Source organism: Actinomadura harenae (assembly GCF_003696215.1).
GTDB classification, from domain to species: domain Bacteria; phylum Actinomycetota; class Actinomycetes; order Streptosporangiales; family Streptosporangiaceae; genus Spirillospora; species Spirillospora harenae.
In genome coordinates this window covers 16,189-30,898 of record NZ_RFFG01000022.1, presented here as the reverse complement: position 1 = coordinate 30,898, position 14,710 = coordinate 16,189, and the positions used below count along the sequence as shown (strand labels likewise).

The following is a 14,710-nucleotide window of genomic DNA, read 5'->3' as shown; positions in this document are numbered from 1 at the left end:
AGACACACCCGTGCTCACCGAAGCATCGACCGGCGCCGGGACTCCCGCGGAGGCCGCCGCGATGGCCGGGCCTCTGGCGCCCGCCTGGGGCTGGAAGCTCCCGGGCGCCGGACGCGCCGCCCATGTCGAGGCGGCGCCGGAGTTCCAGGCGACCACCAGCCAGGTCTGCGGCCTGTTCCCCTTCACCGCCGGGTCCGGTACGCCGACCGTGGGGACGCCGATCGGGCGGCATCAGCTGTGGGGTGAGGTCGTGTGCTGCGATCCGCTGGCCTGGCTGCGCGCCGGGCTGGTCACCAACCCCGGCATGTTCGTCCTCGGCCAGCCCGGCACCGGCAAGTCCACCCTGGTGAAACGGCTGCTCACCGGGGCGGTCGCGACCGGCACCACCCCGATCGTCCTCGGCGACACCAAACCGGACTACACGATGCTGGTCGACCATCTCGGCGGCCAGGTCATCCGCATCGGGCGCGGCCTCGACCGCATCAACCCCCTGGACGCGGGACCGTTGGCGGCCGTCACGGGATCCGGCTCGGACACGCTGCGGTGGGAGGTCCGCTCCCGCCGGCTGTCGCTGCTGCTCGCGCTCGCGACGCTGGTCCGCGAGTCTCGCATCACCAACGCTGAGGAGGTCGTCCTCGGCCGGGCCCTGGACCTGCTCGACGACCGTCTCGACACCGAACCGACCATCCCGGACGTCCTGCGCATCCTCGAGGAAGGACCGGCCGAGCTGCGCGCCGTCACCCGCACCGACTCGGCCGCCGCCTACCGCCGGCACACCCGCGAGCTGGCGTACACCCTCGATCTGCTGCTGACGGGCTCGCTCGCCGGGGTGTTCGACGCGCCCACCACCCGTCCCCTCGACCTGGACGCGCCCGCGATCAGCGTCGACATCTCCCGCGTCCGGGCCGCCGGGGACAAGCTCCTCACCGCCGCGATGCTGTGCACGTGGGCGTACGCCTACGGCATGGTCGACGCCACCGCCGCGCTCGCCGACCTCACCGGAGCCCCGCGCCGCACCCACCTGGGCGTGATGGACGAACTCTGGCGGGCCCTGCGCGGAGCGCCCGGGCTGGTCGAGCACGCCGACGCCCTCACCCGGCTGAACCGTGCCAAGGGCATGGCGTCCATCATGATCACCCATTCGCTCTCCGACCTGGACGCCCTGCCCAGCGAGGAGGACCGCGCCAAGGCCCGCGGGTTCGCCGAACGGGCCGCCATCACCGTCCTGGCCGGGCTCCCGCCCCGCGAACTGGGCCGTATCCACCAGATCACCCCGCTGACCGGCCCCGAACAGCACCTCGTCGCGTCCTGGTCGGCGCCCGATTCCTGGCAGCCGGGCGCCCGCCACCCGGGACGCGGCAAGTACCTGATCAAGACCGGTGAGCGCCTCGGCATCCCCGTCGAGCTGTCGCTGGTCGGCCCCGAGTTCGACCTCTACGACACCGACCAGGCCGTCCGGGGAGGCGTGGGATGACCCGGGCGCTGGGGCCGCGCGCCTCCATCTGGGCGTCCCATGCGGCGGGCGGCTGGATGGTGCTGCTCGCCTGCTGGCTTCCGATCGGATGCCTGTGGCTGCTGTGGGCCACCGCGCGCACCGCAGCCGCGCTGACCGGAGGGCGGGTGATGCCTTTCGGCGTCGACTTCGCGCTCGCGCTCGCCCGGGGGCAGACGTCCCGGATGTGGCCCGGGACGTCCACGCTGCTCGTCCTGGCGCTCGCCGCCGGTGTAGTTGCCGCGGCCGGGACGGTGGTGTGGGTCGCTTGGCAACGCGTCGCCGCGCGTCGCACCTCGCCCGGTGACGCGATCGCCGCCCTGGCCGAACGCGCGGACGTGACCGGCCTGGCGCCGGACACCACCGCCTCGCGTGCCGTGGCACTGCGCCGCTCACTGAACGACCGCCCGGCCGCCGAACTGGATCACGACGACATCGGCCTGGTGATGGGCGACGTCCTGAAACCGACCGGAACCGGGGCCACGCTGTACAGCTCCTGGGAGGACACCGTGGTCGCGTTCATGGCGCCGCGTTCGGGCAAGACGACCACCCAGTCGATCCCGCACGTGCTGTCGGCACCTGGCGCGGTCATCGCGACCAGTAACAAGGCCGACCTGTGGTCGGCGATCGCGACCGTCCGCGCGACCAGGACCGGCGGGAGGATCTGGCTGTTCGATCCCCAACACATCACCTACCAGGCCCAGGAATGGTGGTGGAACCCGCTCGCGAACCTGGCCACCGTCGAGGACGCCCACCGCCTCGCCGGGCACTTCGTCCTCACCGTCGACGACGGACAGAAAACGGACCTCTGGGGACCGGCCGCGCAGGACCTGCTGTGTGCGCTGCTCCTGGCGGCCGCCACCTCCGGCCGCTCGATGCACCACATCGCGCAATGGCTGGACGAGCCCGCCGTCCCCACCCCGATCGAGCTGCTCCAGGAGGCCGGGTTCCATCTGATGGCGTCCTCGCTGAGGGGCACGCAGAACGGCGCGGTCGAGACCCGCGACGGGATCTACCAGACCGCCCGGACCGCCGCGAAATGCCTCCGCGACCAGGAGATCCTCGCCTGGGTCACCCCGCAGGGCCAGCTGCCGGTGTTCGCCCCGGACGCCTTCGCCGCCTCCCGCGACACCCTCTACCTGCTGTCCAAGTCGCTCAGCGCCGCCGCCCCGCTGATCGCCGCGCTCACCGACACCGCCATGCGCGCCGCCGAACGCCGCGCCGAACGATCCGGCGGACGCCTCGACCCGCCCATGGTCGTCGTCCTGGACGAGGCGGCCAACATCTGCCGCATCGCCGACCTCCCCCAGCTCTACTCCCACCTCGGATCACGCGGCATCGTCCCCGTCACGATCCTCCAGTCCTACGAGCAGGGCGTGACCGTGTGGGGCGAACCCGGCATGGCCGCGCTCTGGGGCGCCGCCACCCGCAAACTCATCGGCGCGGGCATCGACTCCCCCAGGCTCGCCCGCGACCTGGCCACCCTCATCGGCCAGCACGACGTCCCCGTCCGCTCCATCACCTACAACGAAGGCCGCGCCTCCGAACAGATCTCCCTGCGCCGCCAAGAGATCCTCGAGGCCGCCGACATCCGCGCCCTACCCGCCGGGACCGCGCTGCTGCTCGCCACCGGCACCCGCCCCGCCCTCATCCAGCTGCGCCCCTGGTACCGCGGCCCGCACGCAACCGACATCAACGCCGCGATCAGAACCGCCGACGCCGCCATCACCAACGCCGCGCGCAGCTTCCACCGCAAGGCGTCCGAGCCCACCTCAGCCGGCTGACCCACCCGCGTCACCAGCACACTTCCCGACCGATCACACGAAGGAGCACGTCCCCATGAACGCACCGACCCAGGAGCACCTGCCGTGTCCGACACCGAACACCTGCCGGCGGCAACCGCCGCCCCCGGCGACACCCCTGCCCGTGCCGTAGTCCGCGTCACCAAGCCGTACTACTCGTCGGTGACCGTCTGGGTCACCGAGTACTTCGTCCCGACGTACCGCCGCACGCTCGGCGGAGAGTTCCGATGGTGCGCCCAGTGGTGGAACCACGCTGAGGCGATCTCCCGGCTCAGCGCGCTGTGGCAGTCCTGGGAGGCATGCCGCCTCCAGGGCGCGACCGGCGTCGGCCTGTGGTACCGCGACCACCTCGACCCCCAGCTGCCCATCCTGCTCGGCGCCCGCGGCCCCTTCTGCCAGTGCACCGAGCAGGAGCACCTCGAACCGCACCAGGCCCGCCTCGAGCCTCCCCCGCTGCGCTGGTGGGACGACCCCGCACCGCAGCCCGACGAGCAGGCGAACGCATGAGGGCCGCGCCGACCACGACTGCCGCGCCCCGGACGGCCGGTGATGACCGGTGAGCGACGCCATCAGCCGGAGTGAGAGCGCCCTGGACGCCTACGACCACAGCCTGGCGGCGCTGCCCGAAGGACGGTCGCATCGCGGCAGCAGGCTCCTCACCCGCATGACGGTCAACTGCCTTCTGCAGGACCTCGCCGCCTACGCCGCACACCACCAGATCACCATCGACCCTCAGCACATCGCCGCCCTGGCCCGGCTGCACGCCCGCACCGGTGCCCCCGAGCCCGGCCCCTCATCTGCCGGCTACTGGCTGGTGGACGACGCCGTCGAGAGCATCCCCCGCTCCGCCGCGCTGCCACCCACACGCGGCTACATCACCGCCGTCCACCACGCGGACAACGGGGCGTTGGAGTACACCGTGGCGTTCCCCGGCGTCCCAACGCCGATCCGGCTCCCGGGGGCCTGCCTGCGTCCCACCACACCGTTTCCAGGTGTCAGCACCGCCAGCGAGGACATCGCCCGTCCGTCGGAAGCCGAGCGGAGGCTCGTCGCCGCCTGGGCCCGCACCCTGCAGGAACAGGACGACGTCCGGCCCGCGGACCTGGCGGATCGAGCCGTGATCGCGATCGCTCTGGCGCACTGGGCGGGCGTCCCCGCCGAACGCGTCACCGAGGCGCTCAAGGACCGGATCCTGCAGGCCGCCGCCGAGCAGGCCCGCTCGGCTCCGCGCCGCGACGCCTCGCAGGTCGCGGCCAGTGACCTCCCCGGCCCTCCGGCCTTCCGGACCGGGCCGGCGCCGCCCGCCGGACCACGTCCGCGCCATCGGCCGTCCGCGGCGCGCGATCCCCGTCCCTGACCGCCACACCCGGACCAGACGCGGCGGGACTCCGTCCTGCCGCTCCCACCGAACCCTGACAGGAGCCGCCCCATGCCCGACAATCTCGCCTCCGCCAAGAGCGCCCAGGAACTCCTGGAGCAGTACGGAGCAGCCCCCGCCGACCAGCACCTCCGGCAACTCCCCGGAGAAGGCCAGGTCAGCGGCGTCCTCACCGACCTCATGCACTACTGCTCGCTGCAGGGCCTGCAGTTCGACCGGGCCATGGACAGCGCCCGGTGGACCTTCGCCTCCGAACGCGCCGACGAAGGCCGCTTCGCCCATGGCGCCTGCGTCGAACTGGTCGGCAAGGCCGCAGACCAGGCCCAGCAGACCGCCATGCCCACACGCGGCATGGTGACCGGGATCGCCGATGCCAACGGCCGTCTCGTGTACCACGTCCGCTGCCCAGGAGACAGGACCGCTCACCCCTACCTGGGCGAGGAGCTGCGGCTTACCCCGCAACGCTTCGGTCCTGTCGAGACCACCGAGGGGCTGGTCCGGTCCCCGCTCGACGCCGAGCAGGCGGTCCTCGGCACCTGCGTGCAGCTGCTGCACGCGGAGAAGCAGGGGCAGCCCCCGCACCCCGACGACGTCCGCAACCTGGACGCGCTCTTCGACGCACTCGTCGACTGGACCGGCCTGCCCAGCGCACGGCTCAACGCGCTCCTGGCTCCCCAGGTCGCGTCCGCGTACCGCACGAGCGCCAGTCCCGGCACCGCCCTCGGCAGAGATCACCCGGCCCAGGTCGCCGCCGCCGACCGCGCGACGCCGGACCTCGACCTGACGGCGCCGACCAGTCAGGCACCCGGCGCCGGGCCGTCCCACGGCCATCAGCCCCGCACCGGCCCGCACCGCTGACCAGGAGTTCCCTTGTCCCTGCCGTTCATCGCCCGAGCCATCGCACGCCGCGCGCGTCCGCGCCGACCTCGCGGCCGCACCGTCCATCGCCTGACCGCTGCCCGCCCCGCCGCCCACCGCCGCCCACCGCCACGCTCTGCGCACTCAAGGCGATGGCCCGGACTCCGGCCCTGACGGCCGAGCTGCACCGCTCACTCGCTCACGGCCCGCGCCAGCCCCTGACCAACCGCAACGGAGACCCGCATGAACGAACACATCCGCTACGTCACCGGCCAGATACAAGACGCCGACACGCTGCCCGCGCTGCTCACCGCCGCCTTCTACGGCCTGGAGACCGTCGAGCGGGCCACCGCGCTGCTCGCCGAAACCACCCCTGAGAACCACCGAACGGACTGCGACAACGCACTCACCGCATCCGTCGACGCCTGGTGGGCCCTGTCGGACGCGCCGACCTGGAGCTCCCCCGGCCACTCCACCCCGGCCGAGCTCGCCGCGCGGACGTCGGCGCTGGTGCTCCTGATCAGCCAGACGCTCCTCCAGGCCGCCAACAAGACCAGCGACCCCGCCGACCGGATCGCCTGCCTCACCGCCGTCCATCACGCCGGACGCGTCCACGACGCACTGAAGGAGATCGGATGAGCGCCTCCCCCGACACCGCTCCCAGCTCCAGCGACCACGCCGTCCAGCGCATCGCGACCGTCACCGACGCACTCCGCACCTATGAGCACGGAGTGTTCGGCGACGGGCCGTCCGCGGTGCCCGGCGAGCCCGCCTACGTGCAGACACTCATGTCCTCGCTGATCTGTGACCTGGAGCACTTCGCGTCCGCGAACGGCGTAGACTTCATGGCGGCCGCTGTCGCAGGACACGAAACGTACGCTGACGAGATCGCCGCCGCCCGCCGGTACGCGGTCGGAGACGCCGTCCAGCTACGCCACAGTCCCCACCGGCGCGGCATCATCAGCGGCACCGACGACGCCCACGCGGACCATCCGTCGTACCTGGTCAAAGTCCCCGGGCTCCCGTACGTCCACCATGAGCACGCCGTCGCACTGGAACCCATAGGACCGTTCCCGCCGGTCAAAGGCATGTTCCGGGTCGCGGTCACCGTGGATCAGGCCGAGGCCGAGCTCATCGACGCCTGGGCTCACCTGCACCTCGGTTCCGCGGCACCCGCCTGGACGCAGACCTACGACCGGGCGCTGAAGGCGCTGACCGCATGGAGCGGCTGCACCTCGCACGAGCTCCTCACCAATCTCAGACCGCAGATCGACAAACGGATACAGCAGCTGCGGGCCGCCACCCCACAGCCAGAACACCCCGCACGCCTCGCCTCACATGACCGCACCGCCACATCAGCCGCACCGATGACCTCGACACCGCGCACTCCACGTCGCGACAACACCTGACAGGAGTGCCGTGACCAGCCCGGCACCACTCGACACAGCGAAAGGCACACCATGACATCCACCACCACCAAGCCCGAACCGGCGACCGTCCTGGAAGAGGTCTACGCCGACCTCGCCGAGGCCAAGGCGGTCATCACCGCGGCCATCGACCAGGACCCGGACGGCTTCATCCGGCTCGGGTTCGCCGAGGGCGAGGCCGCCGACGCCCTCAGCGCACTCCGATCCGCACCCTCGCTGCCGTCCACGGCGATCTCCCGCGCGCAGGCCAACGCCGAAACGGCCGCCACCGCGACCGCGGACGGCATCACGGCCGCGCTGGACCGGATCGCCGCGGCGGCCACCCGCGCGTCGGAGACCCTGATCGGCCTGGCCGAGCACTGCCCGGACGCCCGTGACGTGGCGGCCTGCCTGGACGCGGCCCGGTACGCGGGACGGCTGCGTGAGCAGTTCGAGTAACGGGCCGCCGGCCATGGCGACCTTCGGGCAGCTGGCGGCGGTCGCCGACCGGCACCGTTCCGAGGTCCACGAAGCCCTGCGGCATCCGGACATCACCGTCCGGGCCGGCCGCCCCGGCTCGCTCAACGAGCTGGGGCGGCTGGCCCGGGTCCTCACGCGCTACACCGACCGCATCGCCCACGGGTTCGGCCTCCCCAGCGACGATGGCGCGCACGCCCGCGACATCGCCCGCCGGGCCGGCGCGTCCCTGCGCCATGCGACGGCCTACCTGGACAGAGCGCGCCCCGAACCGGAGCAGAACACGACCCTGGCGCAGAACCTGCGCGCGTCCGCCGTGGCCCTCGGCTGCGGCCTCGACCTGCTCTCCACCCACCTGCCGTCCCCGGACAGCGGCCGAAACCCGACATCCGTCGCGGCCGTCATCTCCGCTCCCGACACCGCAGGCGACCTCTTCCGCCTGATCAACAAGCACGCCACCACCGCCGGGCGCCTCGCCCTGAACTCCGGGCCCATCACACGCCCGGCAGGACAGTTCCTTCTGCGGGCGGCGGCACTGACCGGCATGTTCGGCCACACCCCCACCCGCGACACCGGGCTCAACGCCGTCGCCCTGCCCGGGACCCCTGACCGCATCCCGCCCGAGGCCGACGAGGACCGCGACCAGCTCATCGCGGGCATCGACGCCAGCGTCCGCCGCCTGGACGCCTCCCAGGCCGAAGGGTCGGTCACCACCTGGCGGTACCTCGCCCGCGCCGCCGCGATCACCCACCAGCTCGACCGCCACCTGCTCTGCGTTCTCCGGGTCCGCCTGGAAGAGCTCGGACAATCCCAGACCGCCGACCAGCTATGGCCCGTCATCAAGTCGATGCACCACACGGCCCTCCGATGGCGGAACGTCACCCGCGTCTGGCACGAACTGACCACCGACCACCAAGGACCCGAGATCGGCCCGGCGACGGACGCAAGCGACCTGATCCTCCGTCTCGGACGACTCGGCTACACCGACCCGGCCTGGAGACCAGGCCACCGCGCGCAGCCCGCGACCACCGACCCCGCCCAGCTCGCACCGACCATGTCCGAGGTCACCAGGATCGGCCTCACGGTCATCACGACCCTCGGCGTCTGCGACCAGATCGCCGAGCAACACCGGCGCGCGATCAACGACCTGGTTCGCACCGGCCGCCTCACCGCGACCAACCCGAAGGCGGTCAGCCATCGGAGGGAGATCGACAAGCTCCGCCACCACTACCCCGCCAACCGGACCGCAGGACGCCAGGTCATCTCCCGGCTCGCCCACCTCCTCCACGCAAACACTCCCGACCTCGGCTCCGAAGCGACACTCACGCTGCGAAGCGCGGCACTCCCCTCCCCCGCCGCCCTGGCCGGCGCCGACTGCCCGCTGCCTGCGCTCACCGAGGAGACCCTCAACGCCTCGCCGCCGGCCCCGGCCCCGTTCCACCAGCCCACCCATCCGCATCGCCCTTCACCACACCTGTGAGGGGAGAACCATGCCGTTCGAGCACCGAACCCCGCGCCCAACCGCACGGGAACCGCCGCCCCAACAACGGGCAGGGCATTCCTGTGGCCCATGAACTCGCCACCGTCAAGCCGCCGCGCAGCCCGCGCCCATGCGGCCGCCCGCCGAACGCGTGGATCAGCAAAAGAGCTGTCGGATTCCAACATTCAGACCATGGGTATCGGCTTGATGACCATGCGTAGTGGCGGTCGGCCAAGCTTCACTCCAGAAGAGGTTCCTCGTCATCATGCATCGACTGCTCGCCATCGTGTCCACAGGCCTGCTCGCCAGCGCCACCCTCGCCCAGGGCACGGCGCAGGCGAGCGCGGCCGACCCGGTGATCCCGGTCAACGGCGGCGCGACGATCTGCTTGACCGCTGCGGCGGCGGCTTCTCTGACCGCGGACGGCGTCACGCCGTCCGCGGTCGCGCCGGCCACGCTTGACACCTCCGACTCAACGCCGTGCGCGACCTTCCCGAAGGCGAGCGGAAACGTGGCACTCGACCTCTCCTCCGGTGGGGCGGACTTCCCGGGCGGCCTGACCTTCACCCGTTCCCGAGACTCGGCCCGGCTCGACCTCACCCACGTGCACGCCGACCTCCCCAGGAGCACGATCACCGCACAGGCCGCGGTCAACGGCGCCGCGCCGACCGGCATCGACCTGGTGAGGTACACATCCGGTCCCATGAACTTCATCACCACGGCCACCAAGGTGAGCGGCACCAACGTGCCCCTACGGCTCGAGCCTGGCGGCGCGACCGCGTTCACCCAGGCATTCGGCCAGGCGCCGGTCGCCACCGGCGCCGACCTGTTCCTGGCCACGGGCCACTTCGACATGATCTCAACCCTGCCTTCCATCGGCACCAGGCCGTCGCACACGTAGCCTGGGACAGCCATCGACACTGAGATCGGTCTGAGCGGCGGTCGTGGGCTGTACGGATTCCGGCTGTGGGCGACGGTGCCGGGTCGTGACCGCGATGGGGGCGTGTTGTCGACGTCACCATTGGCCTGGGCATGGCAGAGCGTTCACTCTGCCCCGTTCACGCCACGACGTCCGCGCAGCTCAACGCCTTGGGGTCCGGCCCGGCGGACCCCGCGTGGGCCGACCGGCGACCGGCCGGCCCACGCGGGAGCGAACCTCAGAGCGCCGGAGCGCGGCCGGGAATCGTCACCCGCCGGAGTGCGGCCAGAAGTCGTCGCCCGCCGGGGCGAACCCGCCGCTGCTCGGCCAGGGCTCCTCCTTCGGCGGGGCGAACCCGTCGGCGTGCGGCCGGTAGTCGTTGCCCGCCGGGGCGAAGCCGCCCTTGCCCGGCCATATCTCCTCGCCCGCGTGGGCGGGGGCGGCGGCCAGGCCGAGGCCCACGGTCGCCGCCGCGGCGGCGATGAGGATCTTGAGGTGTGCGCGCATGCTTCTCCCTTGCGCCGGGTGCCGGATGCGGGGGTGCACGGCCGGGGACGGCCGCTCGGACCCAGCCTTGGAGGCGGAGAATTGTCTGGCAATCCCCACCCACCAACGCCGGACAAAGCGGCTGCTGTACCCGGGGCCTCGCTCGCCACACCGCGCCAGGGCCGGCTCGATCCCCGTCGCCGTGCAGCGGCGGCAACACCGATGCTCCACGGAGGACGTTGCCGCTCAACGCCGCCGGGCCTTCCGCGTTCCTCAAACCCACCATCACCGAACGGCCGCCCACTCGGGTGTTGCCGGAACCGTCAAGAAACGTTGCCGATGGACGCGAACGAAACCAGCCCTGCGAGGTCAGGATCGGGGTGCGCAGTTGGGCGGGCGGACCGGAGGTCGCGAAGCTGGTCGCGACCGTGGCCAGGCCGTAGAACAGCAGCGCGGCCTGCAGGGCACCGGCGATGGCCAGGCAGCGGATCCACGGGCGGCTGCGGCGCGGGAACCGTTCCGCTCCGCGCTCGACGGCGGTCAGCCCGTCCGCGTCCAGGCGCTGCCAGAGCAGACCGAACCAGGCGAACGCCACACCGAAGTAGATCGCGTCATAGGCCGGGTACTGGAAGCGGGTGCCGTAGAAGACTGTGAGGCTGGGGATGACCCGCAGGTAGGCGAACAGGCGGACGGAGATGCCCAGCAGCATGACCGCGGCGGAACACAGGGCCGCGGCAGCGATCGCCACCGCCGTGAGCCGGTAGCGTCCCCATGACGGGCGAGCCCGGCCCGACAGCCGCGTGGCCTGCCGGACGACGAAGAACAGCAGCGGCATGGACAGGTAGTACATCAGTGCCTGCACCGGCAGATCGGTCGCCGGCTGGTCACCGCCGTGCCAGCCGGGCAGGTAGGCCGACCAGCTGCGGATCGCCCACGGGTGGTCCTTGTAGAACCCGAACACCGGTCGTGCGTAAGCGCCGAGCGAGTCCATCCACATGCACGGGATCGCGACGATCATCACGGCGGCCGGGTAGGTCAGCCGGTGCCGTCGCCGGCAGTCCCAGATGACCACGGTCAGGATCCCCAGCACGACGAGGGCGTAGCAGGGGGTGAACCATGTGGTCAGGGAGGGGCTGCCCAGGCCGGGGTGTGTCGGTGGCCGCCGATCGAGTCGCCAGCCTCCGTCGAGCAGCCAGCGGAGGATGAGGACCAGGCCCGCGGTGAGACCGGTGGCGCCGGCCACGGCCCAGCGGAACACCGGGGTCCTGACCAGGGGACGGCAGGTCGTGACCGTGGCCAGGTCGACGCGCGTCATCCCCCACCTCCCGGCGGGGAGGATCGGAGTGGGCGGGCGGAACGGCGGCCGTCCGGCACCCGCCGGATGCCGGAGCCGGGGGCGGTCATGGGGTCATCGCCTCCAGGATCCAGTCGGCCAGTGCGGCCGCCGTCGGCTTGACCCAGATCACCCCGGGACGCAGCGTCACCCCGAGGCGGTTCCGGATCCTCTGCTGGAGCTGGACGGCGCCGAGGGAGTCCAGGCCGAGGGTGACCAGGCTGGTGTGCGGGCCGATGTGCCGTTCGATGCCGGCGAGGATGTCGCGGACCTCGCCGATGATGAAGGCCTGCAGCAGGTACCTGCGTTCCTCGGCGCCTGGGGTCGCGAGGATCTCGTCGCGGATCGGGGACGGGCTGCCCGCGGCGTCCGTGCCCCGTCCCGACAGCAGGTCGGTGAGCAGGGTGGAGGTGTGGAGCGCCGGGTAGGCGGCGGTCCACTGGGCGACGTCGATGGGTGAGTAGGCGACGTGCTGGTGGCCTTCGGCCAGGATGCGGTGCAGGGCGGCGACGCCGTCCCCGGGTTTGATCATGAGGAAGCCCTGGTCGGCGAGGTGCCGGCCGCGGCCGATGTCGGCCCAGGCGCCCCACTGGATCGAGGTGGCGGGCAGTCCCTGGCTGAGCCGGTGCTCGGTGAGGGCGTCGAGGAAGCCGTTGGCGGCGGCGTAGCAGGCCTGCCCGGGTGAGCCGATCAGCGCGGCGAGCGAGGAGTAGACGACGAAGAAGTCCAGGTCCTCGGTGCGGGTGGCCTGGTGCAGGGCCCAGGCTCCGTCGGCCTTGCCCCGCCAGACCCGTTCGATGATGTCGTCGTCGAGGGTGGCCAGGGTGGCGTCCTGGACGACTCCGGCGGCATGGACGATGCCGCGCAGCGTGCCACCACCGGCGGTGGCGGCGCGCAGTGCCTCGCCGATGGTCGCGGGATCGGCGATGTCGCCGAGGACGACGGTGGCGACCGCGAGGTCCGAGGCCAGGTCCGTGGCGAGGTCGCCGGCGGGTGCGGTACGTCCGCAGAGCACGACCCTTCCGGCGCCCTGACCCGCCAGCCAGTGCGCGGTCCGCAGCCCGAGCCCGCCGAGCCCACCGGTGACGATGTAGGAGGCTCCGGGACGTACCGGTGCGGGCAGCGGCACGCCGGGGGCGCCGGGGCCCGGCTGGACGCGGGCGATGTGGCGGGTCCCGTCCCGCCAGGAGATCTCGGTGATCGGGTGATCGGCGCGCAGGTCCGCGACGACCGCGTGCAACGGCGTGCTCCCCGACACCTCCAGGCCGCTGGGTTGCAGCTCGGGGTGTTCGAAGGCGGCGGTGCGGAGCAGGCCGCGCAGTCCCGCCCCGGTCAGGGCCGTGACGTCGGCCCGCCACAGCAGCCACAACCGCGGCGGAGTCCGGCGGCCGGCGAGGCCCGCGATGATCGCACGGACCCTGGACAGGTTCTCCCGCGCCGCCGCGGACGGGTCCGGGCCGCCGGTCACGACGACCGCGATCACCTCGGTGCCGGCGGCCATCTCGCCGAGATCCGGGACGTCCCCGGGCGCGTGGGTGAGCAGGCCACCACCGAGCAGAGCGCTGAGCTCCTTCGCCCACGCGACGCCCTTCGGCGCGACGACCAGCACCCGCCGGTCCGACCGCACCACCGCCGTCTCGGGGGCCGGCTCGGGAACCCACGCCAGGTGCGCCAGCCTCGCGGCGTACCGCTGCTCGTCCGAGGTGATGTTGGCCAGGCGAAGCCCGCCGATCTCGGCGACGACCGTGCCGTCGGCGGTGGCGAGCAGGCCGGACGCGCGGCAGGCGAGGTCGTCGGCCTGATGGAGTTCGACGATCGCACGGCAGGCGTGCCCGGTGGGCCCGAACACGGTGACGGTGTCGAAGCCCGCGACGACGACCGGGCCGGGGCTGGTCGGGCAGTGGGCGAGCCACGCGGCAACCACCGTCTGCACGAGTTCGTCGGCGAGCGCAGGGTGCAGCCGCATCATCCACGACGACACCCGGGCCCCATCATCGGTCCGCAGCGCGGCGACGGCCCGCCCTTCCCCCGCCCGTACGCCGATGCTGTCGACGGCGGTGAAGGCCGGTCCGTGCTGCACGTCGTGGCGGTCACGGAACCGGCGGTACAACTCCTCCGGAAGCGACGGGGTCCACGGGCCGCCGGTGTCGGGAACCGGCGGCGGGGCCTCGCCCGGGTCCAGCGGACGGACCGTCCCCGACGCATGCACCACCGTTTCGACACCGGTGCCGGTGACGATCTCGACCCGCGCATCCCGGCCCCCGCGGACAAGCCGGGTGGTGACCACCGGCTCGGGGTCCAGGACGAGCGGGCTGCCGACGTGCAGACCGGTGACGGCGACCCGGTCGACGCCGTACACCTGAGCGGCGGCGGCCAGCATCATCTCGGCGTATCCGGTGCCGGGCAGCACCGGCACATCCGAGACGCGGTGGTCGGCCAGCCATGGCAGCCGGCCCGGGCCGATCGGTGTCTGCCACAGATGCCGCCCGGGGTCGGCCGGGTCCTGCACGTGCCCGCCGAGCAGCGGGTGCTGGTCCGCACCGACCAGGCCGGGAGCGACCAGGCGATACGCGGGTTCGTCGCCGCCGTACCGCCGCCGCTCCCACGTCGTGGCCGGGACATCGACGAGATCGCCGTCACCGTAGCGGCCGGCCCAGTCGATGCCGTCGAAGCCGGCGCAGTGCACGGCACCGACGTTCAGCAGGAACGCCTCCCTGTCGCCCATCCCCGTGCGGAGGCTGCCGACCGCGACCGCGTCATGGATTCCGGCGGCACGCGCGGTGTCCATGATCGGCCGTACCGCCAGCGGATGCGCGGCGCACTCGACGAACAGCCGGTGCCCCGCCGCCAGCGCCGCGGCCACGGCCGCGCGGAACCGGACGGTACCCCGCTGGTTACGCACCCAGTACCCCGCGTCCAGCGGACCCGGAGCACACGGATCCTCGCTCACCGTGGAGAAGAACCCGCCGCCAGGCGCCGTACCGGAGAGATCGGCCAGCACGGCGTGCAGGTCTCCCAGGATCGGGTCGACCTGCGGCGAGTGCGAGGCGACCTCCACATCGATCGCCCGGGCCACGAC

12 protein-coding genes are annotated in these 14,710 nt (G+C 72.6%); 10 read left to right on the top strand and 2 right to left on the bottom strand.

Features of this window, described 5'->3' with window-relative positions:
• The first annotated feature begins 10 nt into the window (after nucleotides 1-10).
• The 10 genes from EBO15_RS14575 to EBO15_RS14530 all read left to right on the top strand — a co-directional run bounded on the left by EBO15_RS14575 (nucleotide 11) and on the right by EBO15_RS14530 (nucleotide 9,794).
• Nucleotides 11-1,474: a hypothetical protein gene (locus EBO15_RS14575; RefSeq protein WP_233616192.1), complete on the top strand. Its 1,464-nt coding sequence runs from the start codon at nucleotides 11-13 to the stop codon at nucleotides 1,472-1,474.
• Nucleotides 1,471-3,276, top strand: a complete 1,806-nt coding sequence (locus EBO15_RS14570; protein ID WP_122194923.1) for a type IV secretory system conjugative DNA transfer family protein — start codon at nucleotides 1,471-1,473, stop codon at nucleotides 3,274-3,276. The genes EBO15_RS14575 and EBO15_RS14570 overlap by 4 nt, the downstream gene beginning before the upstream one ends.
• 84 nt (nucleotides 3,277-3,360) lie before the next feature.
• On the top strand, nucleotides 3,361-3,801 hold the full coding sequence (locus tag EBO15_RS14565) for a DUF4913 domain-containing protein (protein ID WP_122194922.1): 441 nt from the start codon (nucleotides 3,361-3,363) through the stop codon (nucleotides 3,799-3,801).
• A gap of 49 nt (nucleotides 3,802-3,850) precedes the next feature.
• Nucleotides 3,851-4,651 (top strand): hypothetical protein, encoded by an 801-nt coding sequence (locus EBO15_RS14560; RefSeq protein WP_122194921.1) that lies wholly within the window; start codon nucleotides 3,851-3,853, stop codon nucleotides 4,649-4,651.
• Nucleotides 4,652-4,723: 72 nt separating this feature from the next.
• Entirely contained in the window at nucleotides 4,724-5,530 is an 807-nt protein-coding gene (locus EBO15_RS14555; RefSeq protein ID WP_122194920.1) for a hypothetical protein, read from the top strand.
• Nucleotides 5,531-5,773: 243 nt separating this feature from the next.
• Nucleotides 5,774-6,169, top strand: coding sequence for a hypothetical protein (locus tag EBO15_RS14550; protein ID WP_122194919.1), 396 nt, complete (start codon nucleotides 5,774-5,776; stop codon nucleotides 6,167-6,169).
• Nucleotides 6,166-6,939 (top strand): hypothetical protein, encoded by a 774-nt coding sequence (locus EBO15_RS14545; RefSeq protein WP_122194918.1) that lies wholly within the window; start codon nucleotides 6,166-6,168, stop codon nucleotides 6,937-6,939. The genes EBO15_RS14550 and EBO15_RS14545 overlap by 4 nt, the downstream gene beginning before the upstream one ends.
• 51 nt (nucleotides 6,940-6,990) lie before the next feature.
• On the top strand, nucleotides 6,991-7,395 hold the full coding sequence (locus tag EBO15_RS14540; protein WP_122194917.1) for a hypothetical protein: 405 nt from the start codon (nucleotides 6,991-6,993) through the stop codon (nucleotides 7,393-7,395).
• Entirely contained in the window at nucleotides 7,379-8,893 is a 1,515-nt protein-coding gene (locus EBO15_RS14535) for a hypothetical protein (RefSeq protein ID WP_147481500.1), read from the top strand. Before EBO15_RS14540 ends, EBO15_RS14535 begins: the two co-directional genes overlap by 17 nt.
• 265 nt (nucleotides 8,894-9,158) lie before the next feature.
• Nucleotides 9,159-9,794, top strand: coding sequence for a hypothetical protein (locus EBO15_RS14530; RefSeq protein WP_147481499.1), 636 nt, complete (start codon nucleotides 9,159-9,161; stop codon nucleotides 9,792-9,794).
• A 256-nt stretch (nucleotides 9,795-10,050) separates the two neighbouring features.
• Here EBO15_RS14530 and EBO15_RS14525 read toward each other — a convergent pair whose 3' ends face one another.
• Nucleotides 10,051-11,556, bottom strand: a complete 1,506-nt coding sequence (locus EBO15_RS14525; protein WP_158628229.1) for a spirocyclase AveC family protein — start codon at nucleotides 11,554-11,556, stop codon at nucleotides 10,051-10,053.
• 142 nt (nucleotides 11,557-11,698) lie between these two features.
• Nucleotides 11,699-14,707 carry an SDR family NAD(P)-dependent oxidoreductase gene (locus EBO15_RS46800; protein WP_122194913.1) on the bottom strand — a complete coding sequence of 1,003 codons (3,009 nt, stop codon included), beginning with the start codon at nucleotides 14,705-14,707 and terminating at the stop codon, nucleotides 11,699-11,701.
• Nucleotides 14,708-14,710 lie beyond the last annotated feature (3 nt).

Bases quoted from the DNA above. Each gene is read 5' to 3' on its own strand.
- EBO15_RS14570 (WP_122194923.1), top strand. From the start codon at position 1,471: ATGACCCGGGCGCTGGGGCCGCGCGCCTCCATCTGGGCGTCCCATGCG.
- EBO15_RS14555 (WP_122194920.1), top strand. From the start codon at position 4,724: ATGCCCGACAATCTCGCCTCCGCCAAGAGCGCCCAGGAACTCCTGGAG.
- EBO15_RS14550 (WP_122194919.1), top strand. From the start codon at position 5,774: ATGAACGAACACATCCGCTACGTCACCGGCCAGATACAAGACGCCGAC.
- EBO15_RS14545 (WP_122194918.1), top strand. From the start codon at position 6,166: ATGAGCGCCTCCCCCGACACCGCTCCCAGCTCCAGCGACCACGCCGTC.
- EBO15_RS14540 (WP_122194917.1), top strand. From the start codon at position 6,991: ATGACATCCACCACCACCAAGCCCGAACCGGCGACCGTCCTGGAAGAG.
- EBO15_RS14530 (WP_147481499.1), top strand. From the start codon at position 9,159: ATGCATCGACTGCTCGCCATCGTGTCCACAGGCCTGCTCGCCAGCGCC.